The sequence below is a fragment of the Campylobacter sp. RM16192 genome, from assembly GCF_004803855.2.
Classification (GTDB): domain Bacteria; phylum Campylobacterota; class Campylobacteria; order Campylobacterales; family Campylobacteraceae; genus Campylobacter_A.
The window spans coordinates 468080-488933 of record NZ_CP012552.1 but is presented as its reverse complement, the minus strand read 5'-3'; the positions used below and the strand labels follow the sequence as shown (position 1 = coordinate 488933).

Sequence of the window (20854 nt, the reverse complement as noted above, 5' to 3'; positions counted from 1 at the left end):
TTAAATTTGCTCGATTACTTTAAATCCGATCTCATCAAGCTCAGTTTTAAACCTTTCAATATCCTTATCTTCTATATCTAGGCTTACTACACGAGGCTCTACGCTTAGATCTACATCGATTTTGCCAAACTCATCCTCAAGCGATCTTTTAATAGTATTCGCACAATTTTCACAATTAATATTTGCGACTCTGAATTTTGCCACTACAACTCCTTTATCATATGGTAATATTTATGAGAATTGATAATTTTGATACAATTTTCCTTAAAACCAAATTTTTCATAAAATTCTTTCGTTTTTATTTTTTCTTCATCTACTATCAATGACACTTTTTTAATGCCTCTTTGGTTCGCTATTTCAAATATAAATTTTATCAGTTCTTTGGCTATGCCACGACCTCTAAATTTTTCATCGACAGCTATACTGTCTATATAAAATTCGTCGTCAAAGCACTCCGCTTCAACATTGGCACTTGGATCTTTTAATCTTAAATGGTTTATTATAGGTTCATCAAGGATCTTTAAATCTCCGCCAAAATACGCGCAAATAGCCCCTACAATCTGATCACTGTCTTTATAGATATATATGTTTTTGTAGCTTAATCTATTTATCTCTTGGGTAAAAAAGGAAGATAAAATTTTATCGCTTTCACTCTTATTTGTAGTGCCGCTGAGACAAAAAGCGATATCTTCCATAGCCAAATTTAGCAACTCGATGCAACGTTTAGAATCTTTTTTATTAGCTCTTATTATCATAATTCAAATTATAAATTCAAAACATAAATTTTTCACAAACAGTATTAAAACTTTAGCTTTTAAAAATGATAAAAAGATTTTTGGCTATAATTGCCAAAAAATTTTTAAGGAATTTTTATGGGAAGAGCATTTGAATATAGGCGAGCGGCTAAAGAAGCACGCTGGGACAAGATGAGTAAAGTATTTCCAAAACTTGCAAAAGCAATTACAGTGGCAGCCAAAGAGGGCGGTTCAGATCCTGATATGAATCCAAAGCTTCGCTCTGCGATAGCTGCTGCAAAAAATGAAAACATGCCAAAAGACAATATAGATGCGGCTATAAAACGTGCAAGCGGCAAAGATAGCGCCGATATTAAAACGATTTTTTACGATGGCAAGGCGGCTCACGGAGTGCAAATCACAGTAGAGTGTGCCACAGACAATCCTACAAGAACAGTAGCTAATGTAAAGGCTATTTTTAGTAAAAACGGTGGAGAAATTTTACCAAGCGGAAGCCTTAGCTTCATGTTTACCAGAAAAAGCGTTTTCGAGCTTGAAAAGCCAAATTTGGAGCTTGACGAGATTGAACTTGAATTAATAGACTTTGGACTAACCGAGCTTGAAGAGGAAGATGGAATTTTATATATTTATGGCGACTACACAAGTTTTGGCACACTTCATGACGGCATAGAAAAGCTTGGACTTGAGGCTAAAAAATCAAGTCTTCAATACATTGCAAATTCGCCTATAAATTTAAACGAAGAACAGATGGAAGAGATAGAAAAACTGCTTGATAAGCTAGAAGATGACGATGATGTCCAAGCGGTATATACAAATATTGAATAAAAACTAATAAGGAAAAATATGAGAAACGAAGAGTTAAAAGTTTACGATATAAATAAAGAAGAGTTGGCGAAATTTAAATTTGCTATTATACATACGCAAAAGGGCGACATCAAGCTTGAACTATTTGGGGAGGAAGCACCTCAAACAGTTACAAATTTCGCAACTTTAGCCAATGACGGCTTTTATAATGGACTAAATTTTCACCGCGTAATCCCAAATTTTGTTATCCAAGGCGGATGCCCATACGGTACAGGTACGGGCGGTCCGGGCTGGAGAATTAAATGCGAGTGCGTAGGTCAAAAGAGCAAACATAAACGCGGTAGTCTATCTATGGCTCACGCAGGACGCGATACCGGCGGAAGTCAATTTTTCGTATGCCATAGCGCACAGCCTCATCTTGATGGAGTTCATACTGTTTTTGGACAGGTCGTAGATGACGAAAGCCTAAAAACACTTGACTCTATAAGAGCTGGTGATAAAATAGACTCTATCGAGATAAAAGATAATTTATAAAAACTATTAAGATTAAAGCTTATAAAGCTTTAATCTTAACTATCTCATAAAATTTATTTATAAATATAACTTTTGCAATAATATTTATTTAATAATTTCTTGGATAAAATATCATTATCTTTAAAAAAAATAATTAATTTAAAGGATTATGCTTGATAGAAAAAGTTTCAAGTGAAGATTCAAAACAACCTCAAATAAAATCCCAAAAAAGTAAATTTAAAAGAATTGTTACAAGCCTTGCGTTCTGGGTAGTTTTAGGTATAGCTGCTGGTATTTTCGTAGGAGTTACCTTCCCTGATCTTGGTGTGGCTAGCAAACCGGGAATAGACTGGTTTATAAGGGCTTTAAAGGCTCTAATAGGGCCTATTATCTTCCTTACTATAGTATCTGGTATTATTGGTCTTGAAAGCATGAAGGATCTTGGCAGTATAGGACTAAAGGGCTTTATCTACTTTGAAATAGTAAGCACGATAGCTCTTGCTGTTGGAATTTTATTTGGAGAAGTATTAAAACCTGGACATGATATGCATTTGGATTGGACTACACTAGATCCAGGAAGCATAGAAAAATACACATATATAGATAAAGATGTTGGCTCCGTCTGGTCAATACTAAAAAGTGCGGTACCAAGCGATCCTATAACGCCTTTCTTGCATTCAAACACATTGCAAGTGCTTTTTATGGCGATAGTTACTGCGATTACTATTTCCTTTTTAAAGAGCGACTACAAAAAGAAAATTTTAAAACCGCTTGAGTTTGTTCAACATTACGTATTAAAGCTTCTTACTATATTAATGTTATTTAGCCCTGTTGCTGCGTTTTCTGCAATGGCATTTTTGATAGGCAAATTTGGTATAGATTCACTTTTAGGAATGATAGAGCTTCTACTAGTAATGGCAGCAGCTAGCCTATTTTTTATTTTTGTGGTTCTTGGCACTATATGCTATTTTGCCAAAGTAAATATATTTAAATTTATGCGCTTTATAGCAAAAGAAGTTTTAGTGGTATTTGCGACAAGCTCGTCAGAAACGGCTCTGGCACCACTTATGCAAAAACTAGAAAAAGCGGGCATCCATAGAGGTGCAGTGGGGCTTATAATACCTACAGGATATTCTTTTAATCTTGATTGCACCAATATATACTTAAGCCTTAGCGTTATCTTTCTGGCTCAAGCTTTTGGCATACCTCTAACTATCGAGCACCTAATACAAATTTTAGTTATATTGATGGTTACAAGCAAGGGTGCAGTAGGAGTTACCGGATCTGGATTTATAGTTTTAGCAGGCACGCTAGCGGCCCTACCTAGCGCAGGCATACCCGTAGTTACGGTAGCAGTACTGCTAGGAGTAGATAAATTTATGTCAGAAATGAGAGCGGTAGGAAATCTATGTGGTAATGCCGTTGGATGTCTAATCATCTCAATTTGGGACAAGAAAGTAAATATGGAGCAATTTCGCTACGCATTAGATCATCCTGAAGAATTTGAATTTCATGCATAATTTTAAGAGGAGAGATTAAATCTCCTCTTAAATTAAATTAGCTATTCCAAATTTCCTCATCTAGCTCACGTTCACTTTTAGCCACAAAAACTGCGCCCATCATATCTCCAACTACATTCATAGATGTTCTTCCCATGTCAAGTATGGCATCAATGCCCAAAATCATACCGTAAGCTATAGCTATCACGCTACTAGCCTCTACTTTTAAACCTACAGATTCAAGAACCATAAGAAGCATTACAGCTCCTGCTCCAGGCACACCTGCTGTTCCGATGGAGGCCAATAAAGCAGTTATTACTACTGTTAATTGCTGAGAAAAATCAAGTGGCATGCCTACTACGTTTGCAATAAATATCGCACAAACTCATAAATATATAGTTGCTCCATCCATATTGATAGTTGAACCTACAGGCAAAGTAAAACCATAAATACTTCTATGTACACCCATATCTTTTTCAGCAGTCTCCATAGAAATAGGCAAAGTGGCTCCAGAAGACCTAGTAACAAATGCAGTAATCATAGGAGGACGCACTTTTTTTATAAAAACAATCGGATTTAGTCCAACAATCAAGCACGCCACACAATAAACTAATGAAATTTGCAAAGCAAGCCCTATATATACGCTTATAGTCACATTAGCCAAAGGACCAAACGCCTCTTCTGCGCCACTTTTTGAAAATACTATAAAAATAAGAGCAAACACACCAATAGGCGCATATTGCATAACCCAACCAACAACTTTAAACATAACGCTACTTACGCCCTCAAAAAACAGATAAACATTATCAGCCGCATTTCTTACAGCCTGACTTTCACTGTCTTTGCAAAAAGCCAAAGCGATTCCAAAGAATAGACAAAAACATATAGTCGGCAAAACCTCGGCATTCGCTATAGAGCCAAATAGGTTAGTAGGAATTATATTCAATAAAATTTCAACCAATCCAGGAGATTTAGCCTCTTTGGCCACTCCTGCGATATGAGCCAACTCAAGCCCTACTCCTGGCTTAAAAATAGATCCAACAAAAAGTCCTATTACTATCGCACAAAGCGAAGTAGCCATATAAAACACTATAATTTTTACACTGACTTTTCCAAGATGTGCAGGAGAAGTACTGCTAGCTCCAACTATCAAAGTACAGACTATGACAGGGATCATAATCATCTTTAAAAGCCTTATAAAGATATCTCCAAAAGGTTTTAATATATCTATCGCGCCTGTCGCATTTTGAAATATCACGCCAAATATAGCACCCAGAATAAGACCTATTAAAATTCTAACCAATAAGTTACTTTTAAAGTAAAAATCCAAAATACTTTTTAGACTCAGTCATAAAAGCCTCCTTGATATTTGATTGCTATCTGATTTTATCCTTATTTGTCTTAAAAGGCTAATGATTTAAAGAAAAATAGAAAAAATTTGAATTTAGTGTTAAAAATAATCTATTTTTCAAAATTTAGTAGAATTTAGCTTAAAAAATATTTTTTATAAAATTTATAAATTTTATTTTAAACTTATTAATTTATTTTAATTTTTATTACACTATAATTTTATAGATTTTTAATCTAAATTTAGGAGGAATAAATGGATATAGTAGAAAGATTTTTGCAATATACAAAAATCAACACAACCACAAATAGAGAAGCTGGTGCTGCTGGTATAATGCCATCAAATCCTGTTGAAATGGAGCTCGCAAAACTTCTTGAAAGCGAGCTAAAAGAGCTTGGACTAAAAGATGTAAAAAGACGCGAAAACAGTATAACAACTGCTATTCTACCTTCAAATTCAAGCAAAAAACTTCCATCTGTAGCATTTTTTGCACACCTTGATACAAGCGCAGAGCAAAAAAACGATACTAAAGCTCAAATAGTAAGCTACAAAGGCGGAGATATAAGTCTTAATAAAGAGCTAAATATCATAATGAAAGAGAGCGAATTTCCAGAGCTTAAAAACTATGTAGGCGATGATATAATAGTAACTGACGGCACTAGCCTACTTGGAGCGGACGACAAGGCGGCAATAGCAAGCATTATGAACGCTTTACAATTTTTTGTACAAAATCCAGATGTCGAGCACGGCGATGTAGTAGCTTGCTTCTTGCCAGACGAAGAGCAAGGTCTTCGCGGAGCAAAAGCACTCAATATAAATGAGATAAATACAGATTTTGGTTACTGTTTAGATTGCTGCGGCATAGGCGAGTTCATATATGAAAACTGGAATGCTGGTGATGCGGTAGTTACCTTTACAGGACAATCCGCCCACCCAATGAACGCAAAAGGCAAACTTATAAATTCACTTCTTATGGCACATAAATTTATCTCTATGCTCCCAGGTGGAGAGGCTCCTGAATATACCGAAAACAGAGAGGGATACTACTGGGTAAAAGAGCTTAGCGGAAATAGTGCAAAAACAGTTTTAAAACTTGACGTAAGAGAATTTAACGATAAAAAATATTCTGAGAGAATGCAATTTTTACAAGATTTAACAGACTCTTGCAATAAAATTTGGGATGCCGGCAGGGTAAATATCAAGCTTTCTGATAGATATAAAAATGTTTACAACTATCTTACAGAAGGCGAAAATAGCCTTCCTATAGTAGCTGCTAAAAAAGCTTATGAAAGCTTAGGTATCACACCAAAAGTCATTCCTATGAGAGGTGGATATGACGGATCAGTAATATCCGAAAAAGGAATTCCTTGCCCAAATATCTTTACAGGTGCACACAACTTCCACTCAATATACGAATACTTGCCAGTTAAATCTCTTCATGCTTCAAGCAATGTCGTTAAAGAGATAATAAAAAATTTAGCAAAATAACAAACATAAAAGGCTGTTTAAGGCAGCCTTTTACTCATCTTAAAAACAAATACTTTAAACTTAGACATTATAAAATATATATAAAATTTGAATTTATAGATTAAGTAGTTTAAAAAAGAGGCGGGAAGGTCCGCCTCTAAAGTATAAATTTTAAAGCATAAAGAATGCTATTACTGCAACAGCTATAGCCATAGCTGGAGCGGTTCTTTTTGCAATCTCAATAGGACTTACCATTGCAAGGCCTGCACAAACGATAGCAGCACCAGCAATTGGAGATGATGAACGACCAAGAGCGCCTGCGATAGCAGCGGCCATACCAAGTTTAGTTTGCTCGAAGCCAAGATCTTGAGCATTTACTGTTATAGCACCGTTAAATGCCATAGTAGCGGCATCGCCTGAGCCTGTAACTACAGCCATTAAGTAAGGTATAAATGTTCCACCTAGTCTTACAAACTGTTCTGAGTGTTTTAGCACGTCAGTGATCGCATCTATCGCGCCGCAAGCCTTAAGACCGGCAACAAAAACACCAGCTGCTATAATAATACCGATAACTTCAGCATAAGCACTTCCCATACCTTTAAAAAACTCTTTAGTAATCTTCTCTGGGCTAGTCCATGTTACAAATACAGCTAAAATTGCACCAAGTAACATAGCCTCAGCAACACCCATCTTAGTCCAAGTTAAAAACGAAATTTTATGTAAATCTGTTCCGCCTATAACAAGAATGATAAGTGGCACTAAAGGCATAAGAGCAAATAAAACATTTACTTTAGTAGGTTCTGCTGTAGCTGCGTCTCCAAGTTTTTGTGAAAAATCTTGACCTTTTTGATAGTCTTTAAACAAAATAGCGGTAACACTTAAAACAACTAAAACGACTATAAATGCCGCCATAGCGTTGGGAAATTGAACCTTAATAACGTCAGGTATGCTTACTTTTGCCATGTTGGCAACAAAAGCATTGTGAGCCGAACCAGGGCTTAAAACTCCACCGAAAGTTCCTGCAAATACAGCAGCACCAGCCATAGCAGGACGAACACCAGAAGCCATAAGAAGAGGTATCATAGTGGCACCAACGGCAGCCGAACAACCTGCGGCAGAAGGGATAGCGATATTAACTAAATATGTAATAACAAAAGTCATAGGAACAAGCAAAAATCCTATATTTTTCATAGGTTTTGTAAGTAGAGTAACAAGGTGCTGATCACACTTAGTAACCTTCATAACATAGGCAAAACCCATACTCGCACAAATAGCCTTGATAAGATTTGCCGATGTCATTGACTTCGTAAACTGAGCAAGCGCATCAAGAGGAGTAAGACAAATCGCGCAAAGCACTAAACCGACACCTATAAGGACGGTTTTGGTCTCTCTCTTTTTAATGAGCAGATATATAACTGCAACTAAGCCTAAAACGGCACATATTAGCTTTAAAGTAGCCATCTTTAACCTTTCTTATAAATTATATAATATTTACATACTGTTTAATTATATTCATCTTAAATTTAAACAAAAATTAAAATCTGTCTAAAATGTAAAACTATCTCCTACTGCGATACTTTCTGTATCTTTTTTGTAGCGCATTTTAAGCACAGCATCATTTCCTAGTATTTTTGCACTATTACCAGATATCTTTAACCCAACTCCTTCAGGTAGAGCATAGATTATACTATCTTGATTTACTATTAAAAATTCTTCCAATCTTTCTTCTCTGCTTTCTCCATTGTGTCCAGCTATTTTTCCACTTATAAAATGAGGATTGATTTGATGAGGAAAGATATTTAGTGCATCAAAAAGTTTTGGCATTATAATAGGCATATCGTTTGTTGTCATTATAGTGCCTCCTGCTACGTTTGCGCCAGCAGACCAGCCAAAATACGGAGTTCCAGCCTCAACCTTCTCTCTTATTGCATCCACTAAATCATATTTATATAGATAATGAAGCAGAACAAAAGTATTGCCTCCGCCTATTGATATTACTTTAGCGTTTTTCACGGCTTGTTTTGGATCGCTAAATCTATGAATTGATTTTATATTTTTATTTTGAAGGCAATCTTGAACTTTAAGCTCATATTCATCGTTTGTACGTCTAACTCCGGCATAAGGAATAAAGAGTATCTCCTCATCTCGAACTCCATGCTCTGTCAAAAACTCATTAATCCAAGGTCTGCAGTGGTTTAAATAACCAGTATCCTTGTAGCCTGAACTGCTTAAAAGCAAAGCTTTTTTCATAATACTCTCCTATAATAAATATTTTAACATTGTTATATTCTAAAAATAACCTTAAATTTAAAAAAACATAAAAAATAATTTTTAAAAATTTAATTTATAAAACGATATATAAATATCGCTTAAAAAAGGGTTAAAAGCTACACTTCAGTAAATATTTTCTTAATAAAAAAATCGAATAAATTTTTAAGCAAAAAGCCATCTTAAAATCATAAATTTCAGCTATCAATTTTAAATTCTTTAAAATTTAGACAAATACTAATTACAAGCTGGCAAAGTCCTGCCGCAAAGAAAAAATATGTAAAATCCAAAAATTTATTATCATTCATAATCATAAGAAAAACAAATAAAACAAGACAAACAATGGGGCCAAAATAAAATCTCTTGTCCAGCCTTGCAAAAGCAATAAAAACCATACTTAAAATTCCAAGCAAAATACTCATGCCTTCTCCTTTATAAATCTGATACTAAGCCATGCAAACGCAAGACAAATAAAAAGGCAAGCGATCGAAATCTTAAAAATTTCAAAATTTGTAAAAGAACCATTTGCTATAGAGATCACAAAAACAACAGCAAAAATTCCGGAAGTGACGACAGAACCTAAAGAGTATCCATATTTTTTGACAAATACTGCGCCAATCAATGAAATAAACGCAAAAGCGATAAAAAAGGCATAAACTTCATATTCGTATCTAATCTCATTTTCATAAGGTATCAATTGGTTTGCAAGCAAATAAACACCAAGAGCAGTAAATAACCCTATAAAAAACGCATTATTAAATACTTTTATCGTATATATCGCAACTTTAGAGTGTTGCTTTTGACTCCATAAATAAGCCCCCGAAGCGCACATAATAAGCCCAAGGCAACCAAATACAAAAAATATAAATCTAACCAACTCTCCGCCAAAACCGCCTATATGAAAAATTCTCATAAACAGCATGACCAAATTGGCTCTAGGAATCTCTCTTTCAAAAACCTCTTCAATTTTTTCTCCGCTTACAGCATCAAAAATTTTAGCTTCAAAACTCAATCCTTTATCTGTAAATGGCTTACTAGGCACAAAATTTAGCTGTACATGAGCTGTATCTTGTACGTTTCTTTGGATAACTATACTCTCAAAATTTTCATTTGAATGTTTATCTACAATATTTTTAATTTGATTGGCGGTAGGAATAAATTTAGCTCTTCTTGCCATCATATTAGCCATAAATTCCATGCTTTTTCCAAACTGCTCTCTCATTTTTGATAAAGATTGCTCAGTGATATTTATTTCTTTATTTTGAGCAAAATTTTGCATTGCCAAAGGCTTCATATCGCTTGACTTTATATTCTGCTTGACTAAATTTTTAGATACTTCATAATCTTTGTTAATAGTTAGATTTTGCTCCGCAATCGCCTTTGCAAGCGCTCTTTGTTTTTTACGCTCCTCGTTTCTAGCCTTAGCCTTAGCATTAAAATCTTGCTGCATACTTGCCTTATTTTGATTGGCCACTTCAGAATATATGCCCTTTAGCATAAACCTCTCCACAAGATAAAGGCCTGAAATAGCAAGCATTAAAAATATTACAAATCCACTGACACTAGCTAGAATATGAGAATCCATCCAAAATGATTTTTTCTTAAATTTGAAAAAGTCTTTTAAAATTCTCTTATGTATCAAAATACCGGACAATAAAACAAAAAGCATAGTTATAGTTATATAGCCGATTATTTCACGTGCAGTTACTCTATTTATAAACCACAAATCATAATGAAGGGCACTTAGAAAGCCTCCTCCGTAAGTGCTTCTACCTCTTATAATCTCGGATGTATCCGGATCTATCTTGACTATTTTTCGGTTTCTTCTATGCTCTCTCACTCTTGCGTCATCATGCCAAGATATAGTTATATAAGGAGCAAATTCACTTGGCGGAGTTATCCTCCAAATATCGGAATTTGGATGATGCTTTTTAAGATATTTAAGAGAAGTATCTACGTATTCACTGTTTTTGTAGTTTAACTTATAGTATTCAGGCTGCATAAACAAAGTTATATCGTCTTTGTAATAAGCCAGAGTTCCACTAAAAAATATAAAAAATATCACCCAAGTAGAAGCGAGTCCAAAGTACCTATGAAAAAGCCTGAGCATTATCATATAGCAACCGCCAAAGTAGTAAATAAAGCCATAAATACAAAAACCAATCTAAGACTTACAATATAGCACAATAAAAACCAAACAGTAAAGATACTCATAAATAAAAAATTTGCGATTACTAACTTCTCATTTTGAACAATATCTAAAAAATTTGGAATTTTTACACTTAAATAATAAGATATAATAAATCCGAATACACAACAAGCAACGGTTCTAATAATAAATTCTTTAGTTCTTGAAAGCAAGAAGTATCCTTAATCTTTAAAAAATTAATTAAAGATTATAAATTAATCTGAATAAAAATCAACTTAACACAATTATGATATTTATTACTATTTTAGCTTATATTTTATTATATAGTATATATGAAAAATACTGGACTAAAACGAATTTATTTAACCAAGATCGTAACTAGTTTTTATAAAATTTTAATAAAAAATATCAATTTTCCTTGTATATAACTAATAGTGCATAGATCTTTTTTGTAAATATTTAATGGATAAAACAGCAACTATTTACACAACTTGCTTATCCAAATCAACAAGCAACTTTACTAAATTTACAGCATCTGCAATCATAGCATCATGTCCTGTATTAATCTCAGCAATATTCCAACCATACTTTTTAGCACGTTCTTTCGCCCAGTCTAGTGGATGATATATAGGATTGGTACAGATTATATAGCTACAGTTAAATCCGGCTCCTGGTTTACTGCTTAGCTTTATTTTCGTATCATAGGTTGACAATGGATGTGGCGTTAAATGTTTTTCTACAAATTCCCATTGTGATTTATCTGTTATACCAAGATTAGCCGCGGTAGGAAGCGGAAATGATAAGCCATTGCTACTTTTCTCGGCTAACTCTCTTTTTTGTTTTACTCCTTCAGCAGGAGTGCAGTCAAACATTGACTCGTTATCCTCTAATATGGCGGCATCTAGATAGATTAATTGTTTTATTTTGTCTTTTGCTAGTTCTGCCACGCCTGAGATAACGGCACCTCCAAAACTATGCCCTACTAAAATTACACTATCAAGATCTTCGTATTTGATAACATTGGCAATATCCTTGATCAATGTATCTATGGTTATTGTTTTGGATATTAGATGTTCTCTTTCGCCAAGTCCTGTCATAGTAGGTGTATATACTCTATAGCCTTTTTCCTCGAGAAGTCTTTTTACCTCTTTCCAGCACCAACCTCCATGCCATGCTCCATGCACAAGAACAAATGTAGTCATAATAAACTCCTTTTAAGAATTTGAGAATAAAGCTATATATACTATCAATATAAAATCTACAATTAAGTATAGTATAGTTTTAAAATACATAATTACTTTAAATAAAAAATTAATATAATATATTTAATAATTATAATACTAAATGTAAATTACATAAATTAAAACTTAAATGAATTTAATCGAGATATAAGCATTTATTTTTTATTTTGCCGGCGAGAGTCGGCAGAGGGATTTTTTATTTTTAAAAAAGTGCTTTGAAATTCCGTATTTTAGGGCTTAGTGGCGGACAGAAAGGGATTTGAATAATAATTAATAAACGCGCATTTATTGATATTTAAATTATTTAAAAATATAAGTGATACAGAAAGTGATACATTTTGGAATCCATATACCAAGGCGCAGTTTTTATTTTAACCATTGAATATTTTTGTTTTTAGGTTTCTCGTAGAAATATATAGATAATTATACAATAATCTAGCTATATATATTAACAACAAGCTAAAAACCAAAACTGTTTGAGTGAATATTTTAATTAGTTTTAATATTATTTTAAAACGTAAAACTATTATACGCTAACTAAGACATACATTGTAATTATTTGCTCATAAACAATTATATTTTTATCTAGACTACTTTCTATAAAAATATCTAAGTTACTAAAAAATAAGGAGAATGGGGTCTTAGGGATGCGCCCCTAACGAGTGATATTTTTGTCTAGCTTGTCGGACAAAAAGTATCCTCGCCGGCATTTATTTCAATATTATTTTCTATAAAACTATCATCTATTATTACTTTTCCGTTTCCTCTTTTGTATGAGTATACATCATTTCCCTTTTCGCCTTTTAAAGTAGCGTTGGACTTAGCGTATATAGTATCTGTATCCCCTGAAGTATAAGAGAACAAGCTCCCTATATCAGAATTAGTCATTTTTGAGCCGTCACTAAATTCCAGCTCTTCTATTGCGTTATTTACAGTAAAGAAATTTAAAACCTCAATAGTGTCATTCGTAGGTTTTATAGTTATAATTAAATTTAATTTATTTTTTCTAAACGATATATCATCTTTTAAGATATCGCTAAATTTGATCTTATCGTTTCCGCTTGTATCATTTATCTTATCGCTTCCATCTCCTTTGTTATAAATATACGTATCATTATCACCTCCGCCTTCTAGATAGTCGCTACCGGTTCCTCCAATTAACGTATCATTGCCTGAATTTCCATAAAGTTTATCATTGCCACTTCCGCCTATGAACGTATCATTTTTATTAAGACCGGTTATGGTATCATTTCCCTCTTTTCCATCCAATGTGTCTTCTTCGTTTGTTCCCACTATAGTGTCATCTCCGTTTGACACCAGAGAGTTTATAATATCACCTGGCTTTAGTTCGGTCTGATCATCAAATTTAATACTTTCTATTTGATTTTGCTCATTAAACCAGCCGGTAATTGTTATATGATTTTTATCATCCATAAAAACTTTTAAAGAGCTATTTTCTTTCATAAATTTAACTTCGTCTTTATCGATACCCTTAAGTTCTAAGCTGTCTTTGCCACTACTATCTTCTATTACATCTACACCGTCGCCTTTATTATATATAGATATCATTACCCGATCCTCCATGCAGAGTATCATTTCCTTTACCACCTTTTATGGTGTCATTTCCGCTATTTGCGAATACTTTATCGTTTCCGTCTTCAGCATCTATAGTTTGGCTTATTTCAGTAGTGTATATATCGTCATCACTATCGCTACCCATCATAGAAATCAGATCGCTTACGTTAAGAGTAGTATTATCGCTAAATTTGATTCCCTCTATCCTATTGCTAAAACTATAGAAATTCTTAATTATGATTTGATTACTCAAAAATCCTTTTGTGTTTGATTTGACAGATATATTTAGATCAACCCCGTTTGTCTTTACTATCAAATCATCTTTATTTATAGTATCATCAAATTCTATTACATCTCTTCAGTTTAAGTCATATATAACATCGACTCCATCACCTTTGCTAAATACATACCTATCGTCCCAATCACCGCCTTCTAAACGGTCGTTGCCTCTCCCTCCTATTACAGTATCGTTTCCATCTCCACCTAATATCTTATCGCTACCGTCTCCGCCGTCTAGCGTATCATCACCGCCGGCTCCTTCAAGTATATCTCTGCCGCCGTTACCGTATAGCTGATTATTTTGATTATTTCCTATCAAGTGTTCATTTTTATCATCGGACTGCAAATTGTCTTTTAAGTTTAATTCCGATGGATCTTTATAAAACACTATTTCCCTTACTCTTTTTAGTCCTTTATCGGTAAGTATTGTCTGATTTGTAGTATTATCCCCTAAGAAAGACTTTGCGTTATCATCTCCGTAAATATATAAATTTACAGTATCATCGGAGTTTTGTCTATAGTAGATATAATTATAGATTTGATCGTTTTTATCTATTTTCATATCGTGGTTTCTATCATATCCGCTCAAAAGAGCATCAAGAGTACTGACAGATATAGATTTTATTGGAGAGTTTTCATCGTTTATCGATATCAGTTCGCCTTCGTTTGTTTTTCCGTCGCTATTTTTATCTATCCATATACTCAATGTAGTATTATCATCTTTATTTATAACTCCGTCTTTGTTTGTATCAAACTCTTTTAAAAGAGAAAAACTATCGATTGATTTATCTCCAAATTTATTAAAATAGTGATTACCTAGAATTTCTCTGCCGCTATCTATCTTTCCGTTTTTATTTATATCATTTACAAGCACACCTTCATCGAGTTTAAACCAATCAATCATTCTTTCTTTAAATCCGTCATTATTCATATCAAAGTATATTTTAGACTCATTAGACGAATTTGTAGAGTATAAAGAATTTGCGAGAACAGCCGAGCCTAGACTTCTAAAGCCTGCACCTTGATTTGCAGAATTTAATTTAAATATCATTACCGAATTTAAATCAGGTTCATCAGGGCACTCTATCTGAGGGATATTAGGAAGGCTGGGTTTTGATGGGGTTGGTATATATACGCTAGAGGAGCCTCCCCATCCTCCGCCGCCTCCTGAGTGATATAAAGGAGAGCTAGGAATACTAAAATTAAGGTTAAAATTAGGACTTATAGGCTTAGGACACTCTTCTTCCGGAAAATCTACTATACTATAAGCGATGCCGCAAAAGCCGAACCAGTAGTTATTTTATTTATTGTATTTATTTTATTTGCTTTATTTGCGATACCCAAAAACATATCCAACAACCCCAAAGCTCCCGCTGCTGCTGTAGCATAATCACCTTCTATCATAGATTTACCAACTCCAAATACTTTTTCTGGATGTGTGGCAAGGAACAAGTTTGTACAAAAATTAGAATCGACTTTAATACCCATATTCAATCCTTTTACACAATGTTATTTGGTTTTTCATTGTTTCTTAAATTTATTAAAACTATTAATATAAAAAATATAAAAGATAATTTGCAGGATAGTTTAGACCACATATAAGCTATATTATTGGCTTTTTTTGAATTATTCATATTATATTTTGTGCTTAACAATGTTCCGTTTAAATCTCTTATCTCTTCAATATAATTCTCTTTGATGCCAAAAATAGTACTATTTTTATTGACGCTATAAATTTTAACCGTATTTCCTAGTTTTATATTTTTAAGGTCTATAGAATGAACTACATATCGAAAATATTCATTATTTGATTTGAGAGTAAGCATAGTAGAGCTATTAAATAGACGCTTATTAATACCACTAATTTCTCCGCTTCTAACCGTCATGTCTTGAATTTCCAAAACAGAATTTAACGACGAAAGATAAAGGTTAAATGAAACAATAAGAGCTATGATCATATATATATATATATATAAAATGCTTTACTCCATTGGCTTCTCTTCGTCTTTCCAAAAATAGGTTGCCAAATCAGCATGAGATAAAGTTTTTGCATTTAACTTACTTTGCAATAAAAATTAATATTAGAGTTTATACCCTGTTTATTGTTAATAATAGCACTACTTATAACATAATACCCAAAATCATTTGGGTCGGTTATGTTTATACTTTGAGCCGTAAGAGTAAAATACTCGCTACCTTCTTTTTGCATATCGTCCGTTATAGCTACACTATGTTTATAAGATGTCTCTCCTGCTTTTATAGTTATAGTAGTATTGTTTGGGGTATAGTCTTCGCTTGCTACGGCAGTACCGTTTGATGTATGCAAACTTAGCTCAAGATCCTCTTCAAGAGGTTTAGATAGAGTTATATCAAATACTACTTCTTGATCAGACTCGTTTACAGTGGGATTTAAGATAGAGATAAGGGGCGTATTTGGATATTCTGATATGGGAAAACCATCACTAAATAATCTATCAAATGCAAAATCAGTCCATAAAGAACCATAATAAGAACCAATAGCAGAGCCTGCAAAAATAACTAATCCTGCTATATACGGATTGGTTATTTTATACTTAACAACAAATTCAAATCCTTTACTGCCGCCCGTAATCAAACCACCGTGATATTTATCATTAAATGGTCTAGCATACACGGTGCCGTCGGGCATAGTTACTTTTAGGTAGCCGTTGGTGATGGTAATATCTTTTACTCCTAATTTTTTAGTAATATCTGAACTATCATCTCCCGATAAATATCTGTATGCTTGTTTTGTGAAATCACCTAAACTCATACCCGTAGCAGACGAGATAAAACTAGACACATATACTCCTGCTGGCCCAGCAACTACACCGCAAGCAAATCCTTGTAAAAAATCACCAGCAATACCAGATAAAAATTCTCCAAAACTTTCACCTTTTTCCGTGCTAAACATATATTCACCAGTAGTTGTAACAATTTTTATAATTTTTCCGCCAGGCAATGGTGTTTTTTGTTTTTTGCATCTAAATACATAGAATCAATTACTCCACTAAAATATGTAAGTGGTTTTTTATTATCATTTACTTTATCTATAATACCTAGATTTCTAACAGCTTGCTCTACTGCGCTTAATACTCTACTAGCTTCTACAATTCTTACTTCACTCATCCTGTCTCCTTTAAAAAAATTATTTATCATCAAGCCAAATATGGCATTCAACTTTATCAATATCAATATTTTTTTGTTTTATAAAAAATTCTCTTAGTAATTTGTAGTCATTATTGCTTTGTATAATAAAATTTATATTTTTTTCGTTTGCATAAATAACTAAATAATCATAAAATGTAAATCTAATTTCCTTTTTAAAAATTAAAAAATATAAAAATTTACAAATCCAAAAAGAAAATATCCCTACAAAAAGTATAAATACAACTTGATAATTACTCATAGAAAAATTTGTAACTAAAATCAAAAATACAGCAAAACATATTATCAAACAAGCAATTATTGTGGAATAAGGGTCATATTTTAAAGCGAATTTATAAAATATATTTTGATTTTCTAACTGTTTTCTATCACGCAAAAAATATGCTCTTTTTACATATAAAATTTCATCTAAAAAAATTGTTTTTATCGGTTTTTTATTCAAATTATTTATTATTTTTGTATTTGTTAATTTAATTAAATATTTTTTATTACGATTACGAATAAAATCAAATATAAATGGCAATCCAAAAACAGGGAAAATAATAAAAAGATGTCTAAATCTAGTTTCGTTTGGTTCGTATAAATACATATAAATCATAAAAACAAAAATACAAAATCCAAAAAATGCCATATAAAATTCTGCTTTATTCTCTACAACCAACGGCTCTTTATCATAATCTCTTTGATTATTGTTTGAATTTAAATTACCACTAGAGTTATTTAAATTATTTTCTCTAACATCTTTATTCCGGTTTTTAAAGTTTTCCAAATTTAATCCTTTCAAATTTTATAGTAAATTTAAATCCCGTCAGTATCGTTTGATAGTGAATTTACTAAATTTGCAAATTTAAACCTACTTTTATGAATTCAAAGAATTTATGCAACAAGTAAATTTAAATTTGCAAATTCATTGTGTTCGTATTTTGCTTCATTATCAAAGATATACTCTACGCTTGTTTCTATTATATTTGCACTTACTTCGAATTCTTTGTCTTCTTGTTTTATATTGTTGTCTTTCCAAGTATGGGTATATTTTTTCTCTTTATCTCCGGAGTTAAAAGTTATCTCTTTTCCGTTTACGGATAAGATTAATGTTTCATCTTTTTTCAATGCTCTATTTAAAGAGATGGTAAATTCCATACTTTGTGATTTTTCTATGGCTGTTTGATTATCAAGCCATACATCGCTAATCCTAGCCTTGTTTCCGTTTTCAAAAACGACATTTGAAATTTGTCTGTGTTCATTGCCGTTTTCATCTATGAAATCGCTGTTTTTGTAATCTAAGTTTATCTCTTTTATAAAAGCCTTCGGAGCAGTAGCGCAATAACATGCTCCAAGAATGTTCGTGATGATGATGTCATAAGCAGGAATCAAAAATAGTGTAACCATTACGACACCTCTGATCCAAATTTTCTGAGTGTATTTTACGGTGATAACTATAACTATGGTGCTAAATGCCAAGTAAGGAATAAATATTATCATGCCCATAGCATCCCCTTTGGAGATATAGTGGAGCGAGGAATGAAATTGGTGTTGGCGTGTTGCATATTAATCCTTTTAAAAAGTTATATGCAAAATTAACCTTAAAGAGCCATTACGATAATAACTAAATAATACTATTATTAATTTTAATAAAATCTTAAATTAAATAAAATAATATAAATATTTTTCTATGCTTACACCAATAGCCAAAACCAAAAACATCCTTTAACTTAGCACAATTTTTGATAAACCTTGCTTTGCCTGTAAAGCTACTCTTTAGAAATTCTTTCTATCTCCTTTAGTTTGTCTATAATAGGAAGCAGTATCTTATCGTTACCATACTCTTTAAAAAGCTCTAGGAATTCTTTAAATACTTTACTTTGTAATTTTGGATTATCGGCAGAGGATTGCAGTTGTGAATTTGTATTGTTATTTATAGTATCGGTATTTTTACTAATTATTAATAAGTATTTGTCGGGAATTTTTCTCTCTTTTCTCCATCTATGTATAGCGGAATTGCTTGTATACCCTAATTTTATAGATAGCTGGTTGTCGTTCTTAACTCCGTAATAATCATACATTTTTTGCATTTTTGTTTGAAAATCATCCATCTTATGCCACCGATACTATAAAATAATAAGTAAAATACTAATTAATTATTGACATATATACAATAAATTAGTATAATGCTAATGTAAAATGTTAAATTATACCAAAAACAAATAAAAGGACCCCCATGCGCCAAATAGGTTTTTTAAAAGATGAAGAGCTAGATAGTAAAAGCGTAAATAATAGTAGTTCAAGCGCCATCATACCTTGTGACTTTACCCATGCGGTTATCATAGGAGAGACGGGATGCGGAAAGACTACTGCTATGATATATCCTAATTTACTAGACCGTATTAAAAGAGGACATGGTGTATTTATAATAGATTATAAGGGATGCGAGCATCTAAGAGTAAAAGCTCTTGCAAAGCAAGCGGGTAGATTAAAAGACGTAGTATGTGTAGGATCAAGCATAGATACCCCTATAAATTTTATAATGGATATGAAGACAAAAGACTTCAAGCAATCTTTAACCGCAAGTATGAAAGAGAGGGATAACTCTTTTTGGAGTGAATTTGGCTCTAATATAGCTACAAATACATTTGAAGTATTAAGAGCTATTAGCCTATATCATAAGATCATAGAGTATAAGGATAGATATCTTGATTTTAACTTTTATATCAAGATAAAATCTCTTGTAAGAACCTATCATGCAAATTTTGCAACCATAGTAGATTTATCTCAAGATATAGAGCGGATGAGAGTATTTATGGATAAGTTAAAAGAGGTTATCTATACAAGAGATAAGCTAAAGCGACACGATAAGATTATGTATGACGAGTTAAAAATAGATACTATGATATTTATTAAAAAGATAAGAGCCTTTTTAAATAGCGTAAATAGGTTTAAAAAATCAGAAGGTTCGGATGACAGGGTGTTTAGTGATTTTAGAAACTACTCTATGATGATGACTCCTTTTTTATCTATGATGAATAACCCCTCTTTAAATTCCAAAGAAGGCTCCATAGCTTCAATGCTAAAACAGTCAAAGATAGTAGTGTTTAATGCAAGCTCCTGCGATAAGGGAGCGCTTAATCTGATACTGGCTAGTTTTTTACCCTCTTTAACAAATAGGGTAAGCGATACTAATAAGATAAACATATCGGTATTTCTTGACGAAGCTGCAAAGCTGCTTAATGAAGATAGCGAACTTGAAGAGAGTATATTAAGAGAAAACAAGGTAGAACTTATCATCTCTTTTCAAAACCCCTACCTAATGAAGCTAGCAATAGGAGAGATAAGATATGAGGCTCTGTTTGGAAATTTAACCAACAGATACTTTATGAAAAACAAAGTAGAGTGCAAGGTAGCAGGAAGAGATATAGAGTGTAGCGGGCTTGATAAATTTGAGTGTATAGATAATAATAGCGATAAGATAAAGCTAGATCCTATGTTTATAGATACCGTAAAAGAAGATGAAGCCCAGATGGAATACGAGAGTATAAATAATATACATCAAAGAGTATTGGGAAGAGTGTTTGAAAATTGTATCATAAAGCAAGATAGCGAACTAATAGAACGGGGTAGAGTAAAGCTTATGAATTTAAAGAACAAGAAAATTCAAGAAAAACCTCTAAGCATGCAGTTTATCAAAGAGCATTTAGATATAGAGTGGTTTGAGTTGTTGTAAATATAATAAAAGCAAAGCATCAACTTAAACGTCAGATAAAGATCATGACTTT

23 protein-coding genes and 1 pseudogene are annotated in these 20854 nt (G+C 32.7%); 5 read left to right on the top strand and 19 right to left on the bottom strand.

Going from position 1 to position 20854, the window contains the following annotated elements:
• Window positions 1-204, bottom strand: a complete 204-nt coding sequence (locus CDOMC_RS02550) for a heavy-metal-associated domain-containing protein (RefSeq protein WP_172127656.1) — start codon at window positions 202-204, stop codon at window positions 1-3.
• The gene (locus CDOMC_RS02545) at window positions 204-755 is read right to left on the bottom strand and encodes a GNAT family N-acetyltransferase (RefSeq protein ID WP_172127654.1); all 552 of its coding nucleotides are present in this window, start codon (window positions 753-755) and stop codon (window positions 204-206) included. Before CDOMC_RS02545 ends, CDOMC_RS02550 begins: the two co-directional genes overlap by 1 nt.
• 117 nt (window positions 756-872) lie before the next feature.
• On the opposite strand from CDOMC_RS02545, the gene CDOMC_RS02540 reads away from it, so the two are divergent.
• From CDOMC_RS02540 to CDOMC_RS02530, 3 genes are all read left to right on the top strand, one after another.
• Window positions 873-1580: a YebC/PmpR family DNA-binding transcriptional regulator gene (locus tag CDOMC_RS02540; protein WP_172127652.1), complete on the top strand. Its 708-nt coding sequence runs from the start codon at window positions 873-875 to the stop codon at window positions 1578-1580.
• Window positions 1581-1598: 18 nt separating this feature from the next.
• Entirely contained in the window at window positions 1599-2093 is a 495-nt protein-coding gene (locus tag CDOMC_RS02535; protein WP_172127650.1) for a peptidylprolyl isomerase, read from the top strand.
• 194 nt (window positions 2094-2287) lie between these two features.
• Window positions 2288-3592, top strand: coding sequence for a cation:dicarboxylate symporter family transporter (locus tag CDOMC_RS02530; protein WP_169973270.1), 1305 nt, complete (start codon window positions 2288-2290; stop codon window positions 3590-3592).
• A 37-nt stretch (window positions 3593-3629) separates the two neighbouring features.
• On the opposite strand, the pseudogene CDOMC_RS02525 reads toward CDOMC_RS02530, so the two are convergent.
• Window positions 3630-4919: pseudogene (locus tag CDOMC_RS02525) on the bottom strand (dicarboxylate/amino acid:cation symporter).
• A 255-nt stretch (window positions 4920-5174) separates the two neighbouring features.
• Here CDOMC_RS02525 and pepT point away from each other — a divergent pair.
• A complete protein-coding gene (pepT, locus tag CDOMC_RS02520) occupies window positions 5175-6407 on the top strand; it encodes a peptidase T (RefSeq protein ID WP_172127648.1) in 1233 nt (410 codons plus the stop codon).
• Between the two features lie 150 nt (window positions 6408-6557).
• On the opposite strand, the gene dcuC is transcribed toward pepT, so the two are convergent.
• From dcuC to CDOMC_RS02440, 16 genes are all read right to left on the bottom strand, one after another.
• On the bottom strand, window positions 6558-7847 hold the full coding sequence (gene dcuC, locus CDOMC_RS02515) for a C4-dicarboxylate transporter DcuC (protein WP_172127646.1): 1290 nt from the start codon (window positions 7845-7847) through the stop codon (window positions 6558-6560).
• Between the two features lie 84 nt (window positions 7848-7931).
• Complete coding sequence (gene pepE / locus CDOMC_RS02510) at window positions 7932-8636, bottom strand: dipeptidase PepE (protein WP_172127644.1); 705 nt, start codon at window positions 8634-8636, stop codon at window positions 7932-7934.
• 215 nt (window positions 8637-8851) lie between these two features.
• Window positions 8852-9076 carry a hypothetical protein gene (locus CDOMC_RS02505; protein ID WP_172127642.1) on the bottom strand — a complete coding sequence of 75 codons (225 nt, stop codon included), beginning with the start codon at window positions 9074-9076 and terminating at the stop codon, window positions 8852-8854.
• Entirely contained in the window at window positions 9073-10764 is a 1692-nt protein-coding gene (locus CDOMC_RS02500; protein ID WP_172127640.1) for a PepSY-associated TM helix domain-containing protein, read from the bottom strand. Before CDOMC_RS02500 ends, CDOMC_RS02505 begins: the two co-directional genes overlap by 4 nt.
• Before the next feature lie 2 nt (window positions 10765-10766).
• Entirely contained in the window at window positions 10767-11015 is a 249-nt protein-coding gene (locus CDOMC_RS02495) for a hypothetical protein (protein WP_172127638.1), read from the bottom strand.
• A 270-nt stretch (window positions 11016-11285) separates the two neighbouring features.
• Window positions 11286-12005 carry an alpha/beta fold hydrolase gene (locus tag CDOMC_RS02490; protein ID WP_172127636.1) on the bottom strand — a complete coding sequence of 240 codons (720 nt, stop codon included), beginning with the start codon at window positions 12003-12005 and terminating at the stop codon, window positions 11286-11288.
• Window positions 12006-12719: 714 nt separating this feature from the next.
• Complete coding sequence (locus CDOMC_RS02485; protein WP_172127634.1) at window positions 12720-13613, bottom strand: calcium-binding protein; 894 nt, start codon at window positions 13611-13613, stop codon at window positions 12720-12722.
• A complete protein-coding gene (locus CDOMC_RS02480) occupies window positions 13597-13935 on the bottom strand; it encodes a calcium-binding protein (RefSeq protein WP_172127632.1) in 339 nt (112 codons plus the stop codon). The genes CDOMC_RS02485 and CDOMC_RS02480 overlap by 17 nt, the downstream gene beginning before the upstream one ends.
• 42 nt (window positions 13936-13977) lie before the next feature.
• The gene (locus CDOMC_RS02475; RefSeq protein ID WP_172127630.1) at window positions 13978-14949 is read right to left on the bottom strand and encodes a hypothetical protein; all 972 of its coding nucleotides are present in this window, start codon (window positions 14947-14949) and stop codon (window positions 13978-13980) included.
• A 206-nt stretch (window positions 14950-15155) separates the two neighbouring features.
• Entirely contained in the window at window positions 15156-15386 is a 231-nt protein-coding gene (locus tag CDOMC_RS02470) for a hypothetical protein (RefSeq protein WP_172127628.1), read from the bottom strand.
• Window positions 15387-15397: 11 nt separating this feature from the next.
• Window positions 15398-15856, bottom strand: coding sequence for a hypothetical protein (locus CDOMC_RS02465; protein ID WP_170018797.1), 459 nt, complete (start codon window positions 15854-15856; stop codon window positions 15398-15400).
• Window positions 15857-15951: 95 nt separating this feature from the next.
• Window positions 15952-16830, bottom strand: coding sequence for a Calx-beta domain-containing protein (locus CDOMC_RS02460; RefSeq protein ID WP_172127626.1), 879 nt, complete (start codon window positions 16828-16830; stop codon window positions 15952-15954).
• Window positions 16831-16856: 26 nt separating this feature from the next.
• Window positions 16857-17045 (bottom strand): hypothetical protein, encoded by a 189-nt coding sequence (locus CDOMC_RS02455; protein ID WP_172127624.1) that lies wholly within the window; start codon window positions 17043-17045, stop codon window positions 16857-16859.
• Between the two features lie 19 nt (window positions 17046-17064).
• Window positions 17065-17853, bottom strand: a complete 789-nt coding sequence (locus CDOMC_RS02450) for a hypothetical protein (RefSeq protein ID WP_172127622.1) — start codon at window positions 17851-17853, stop codon at window positions 17065-17067.
• Window positions 17854-17960: 107 nt separating this feature from the next.
• Window positions 17961-18572: a hypothetical protein gene (locus CDOMC_RS02445; protein ID WP_185768474.1), complete on the bottom strand. Its 612-nt coding sequence runs from the start codon at window positions 18570-18572 to the stop codon at window positions 17961-17963.
• A gap of 263 nt (window positions 18573-18835) precedes the next feature.
• Entirely contained in the window at window positions 18836-19177 is a 342-nt protein-coding gene (locus tag CDOMC_RS02440; RefSeq protein ID WP_172127620.1) for a hypothetical protein, read from the bottom strand.
• A 125-nt stretch (window positions 19178-19302) separates the two neighbouring features.
• Between CDOMC_RS02440 and CDOMC_RS02435 the strand changes: the two genes are divergently transcribed.
• Complete coding sequence (locus tag CDOMC_RS02435) at window positions 19303-20802, top strand: type IV secretory system conjugative DNA transfer family protein (RefSeq protein WP_172127618.1); 1500 nt, start codon at window positions 19303-19305, stop codon at window positions 20800-20802.
• The last annotated feature ends 52 nt before the right edge of the window (window positions 20803-20854 follow it).

Bases quoted from the DNA above. Each gene is read 5' to 3' on its own strand.
- dcuC (WP_172127646.1), bottom strand. From the start codon at position 7,847: ATGGCTACTTTAAAGCTAATATGTGCCGTTTTAGGCTTAGTTGCAGTT.
- CDOMC_RS02470 (WP_172127628.1), bottom strand. From the start codon at position 15,386: ATGGGTATTAAAGTCGATTCTAATTTTTGTACAAACTTGTTCCTTGCC.
- CDOMC_RS02475 (WP_172127630.1), bottom strand. From the start codon at position 14,949: ATGATATTTAAATTAAATTCTGCAAATCAAGGTGCAGGCTTTAGAAGT.
- CDOMC_RS02435 (WP_172127618.1), top strand. From the start codon at position 19,303: ATGCGCCAAATAGGTTTTTTAAAAGATGAAGAGCTAGATAGTAAAAGC.
- CDOMC_RS02540 (WP_172127652.1), top strand. From the start codon at position 873: ATGGGAAGAGCATTTGAATATAGGCGAGCGGCTAAAGAAGCACGCTGG.
- CDOMC_RS02460 (WP_172127626.1), bottom strand. From the start codon at position 16,830: ATGTTTAGCACGGAAAAAGGTGAAAGTTTTGGAGAATTTTTATCTGGT.
- pepE (WP_172127644.1), bottom strand. From the start codon at position 8,636: ATGAAAAAAGCTTTGCTTTTAAGCAGTTCAGGCTACAAGGATACTGGT.
- CDOMC_RS02505 (WP_172127642.1), bottom strand. From the start codon at position 9,076: ATGAGTATTTTGCTTGGAATTTTAAGTATGGTTTTTATTGCTTTTGCA.
- CDOMC_RS02545 (WP_172127654.1), bottom strand. From the start codon at position 755: ATGATAATAAGAGCTAATAAAAAAGATTCTAAACGTTGCATCGAGTTG.
- CDOMC_RS02490 (WP_172127636.1), bottom strand. From the start codon at position 12,005: ATGACTACATTTGTTCTTGTGCATGGAGCATGGCATGGAGGTTGGTGC.
- CDOMC_RS02485 (WP_172127634.1), bottom strand. From the start codon at position 13,613: ATGATATCTATATATAATAAAGGCGACGGTGTAGATGTAATAGAAGAT.
- CDOMC_RS02455 (WP_172127624.1), bottom strand. From the start codon at position 17,045: ATGAGTGAAGTAAGAATTGTAGAAGCTAGTAGAGTATTAAGCGCAGTA.
- CDOMC_RS02445 (WP_185768474.1), bottom strand. From the start codon at position 18,572: ATGGGCATGATAATATTTATTCCTTACTTGGCATTTAGCACCATAGTT.
- CDOMC_RS02440 (WP_172127620.1), bottom strand. From the start codon at position 19,177: ATGGATGATTTTCAAACAAAAATGCAAAAAATGTATGATTATTACGGA.
- CDOMC_RS02465 (WP_170018797.1), bottom strand. From the start codon at position 15,856: ATGATCATAGCTCTTATTGTTTCATTTAACCTTTATCTTTCGTCGTTA.
- CDOMC_RS02535 (WP_172127650.1), top strand. From the start codon at position 1,599: ATGAGAAACGAAGAGTTAAAAGTTTACGATATAAATAAAGAAGAGTTG.
- CDOMC_RS02500 (WP_172127640.1), bottom strand. From the start codon at position 10,764: ATGCTCAGGCTTTTTCATAGGTACTTTGGACTCGCTTCTACTTGGGTG.
- pepT (WP_172127648.1), top strand. From the start codon at position 5,175: ATGGATATAGTAGAAAGATTTTTGCAATATACAAAAATCAACACAACC.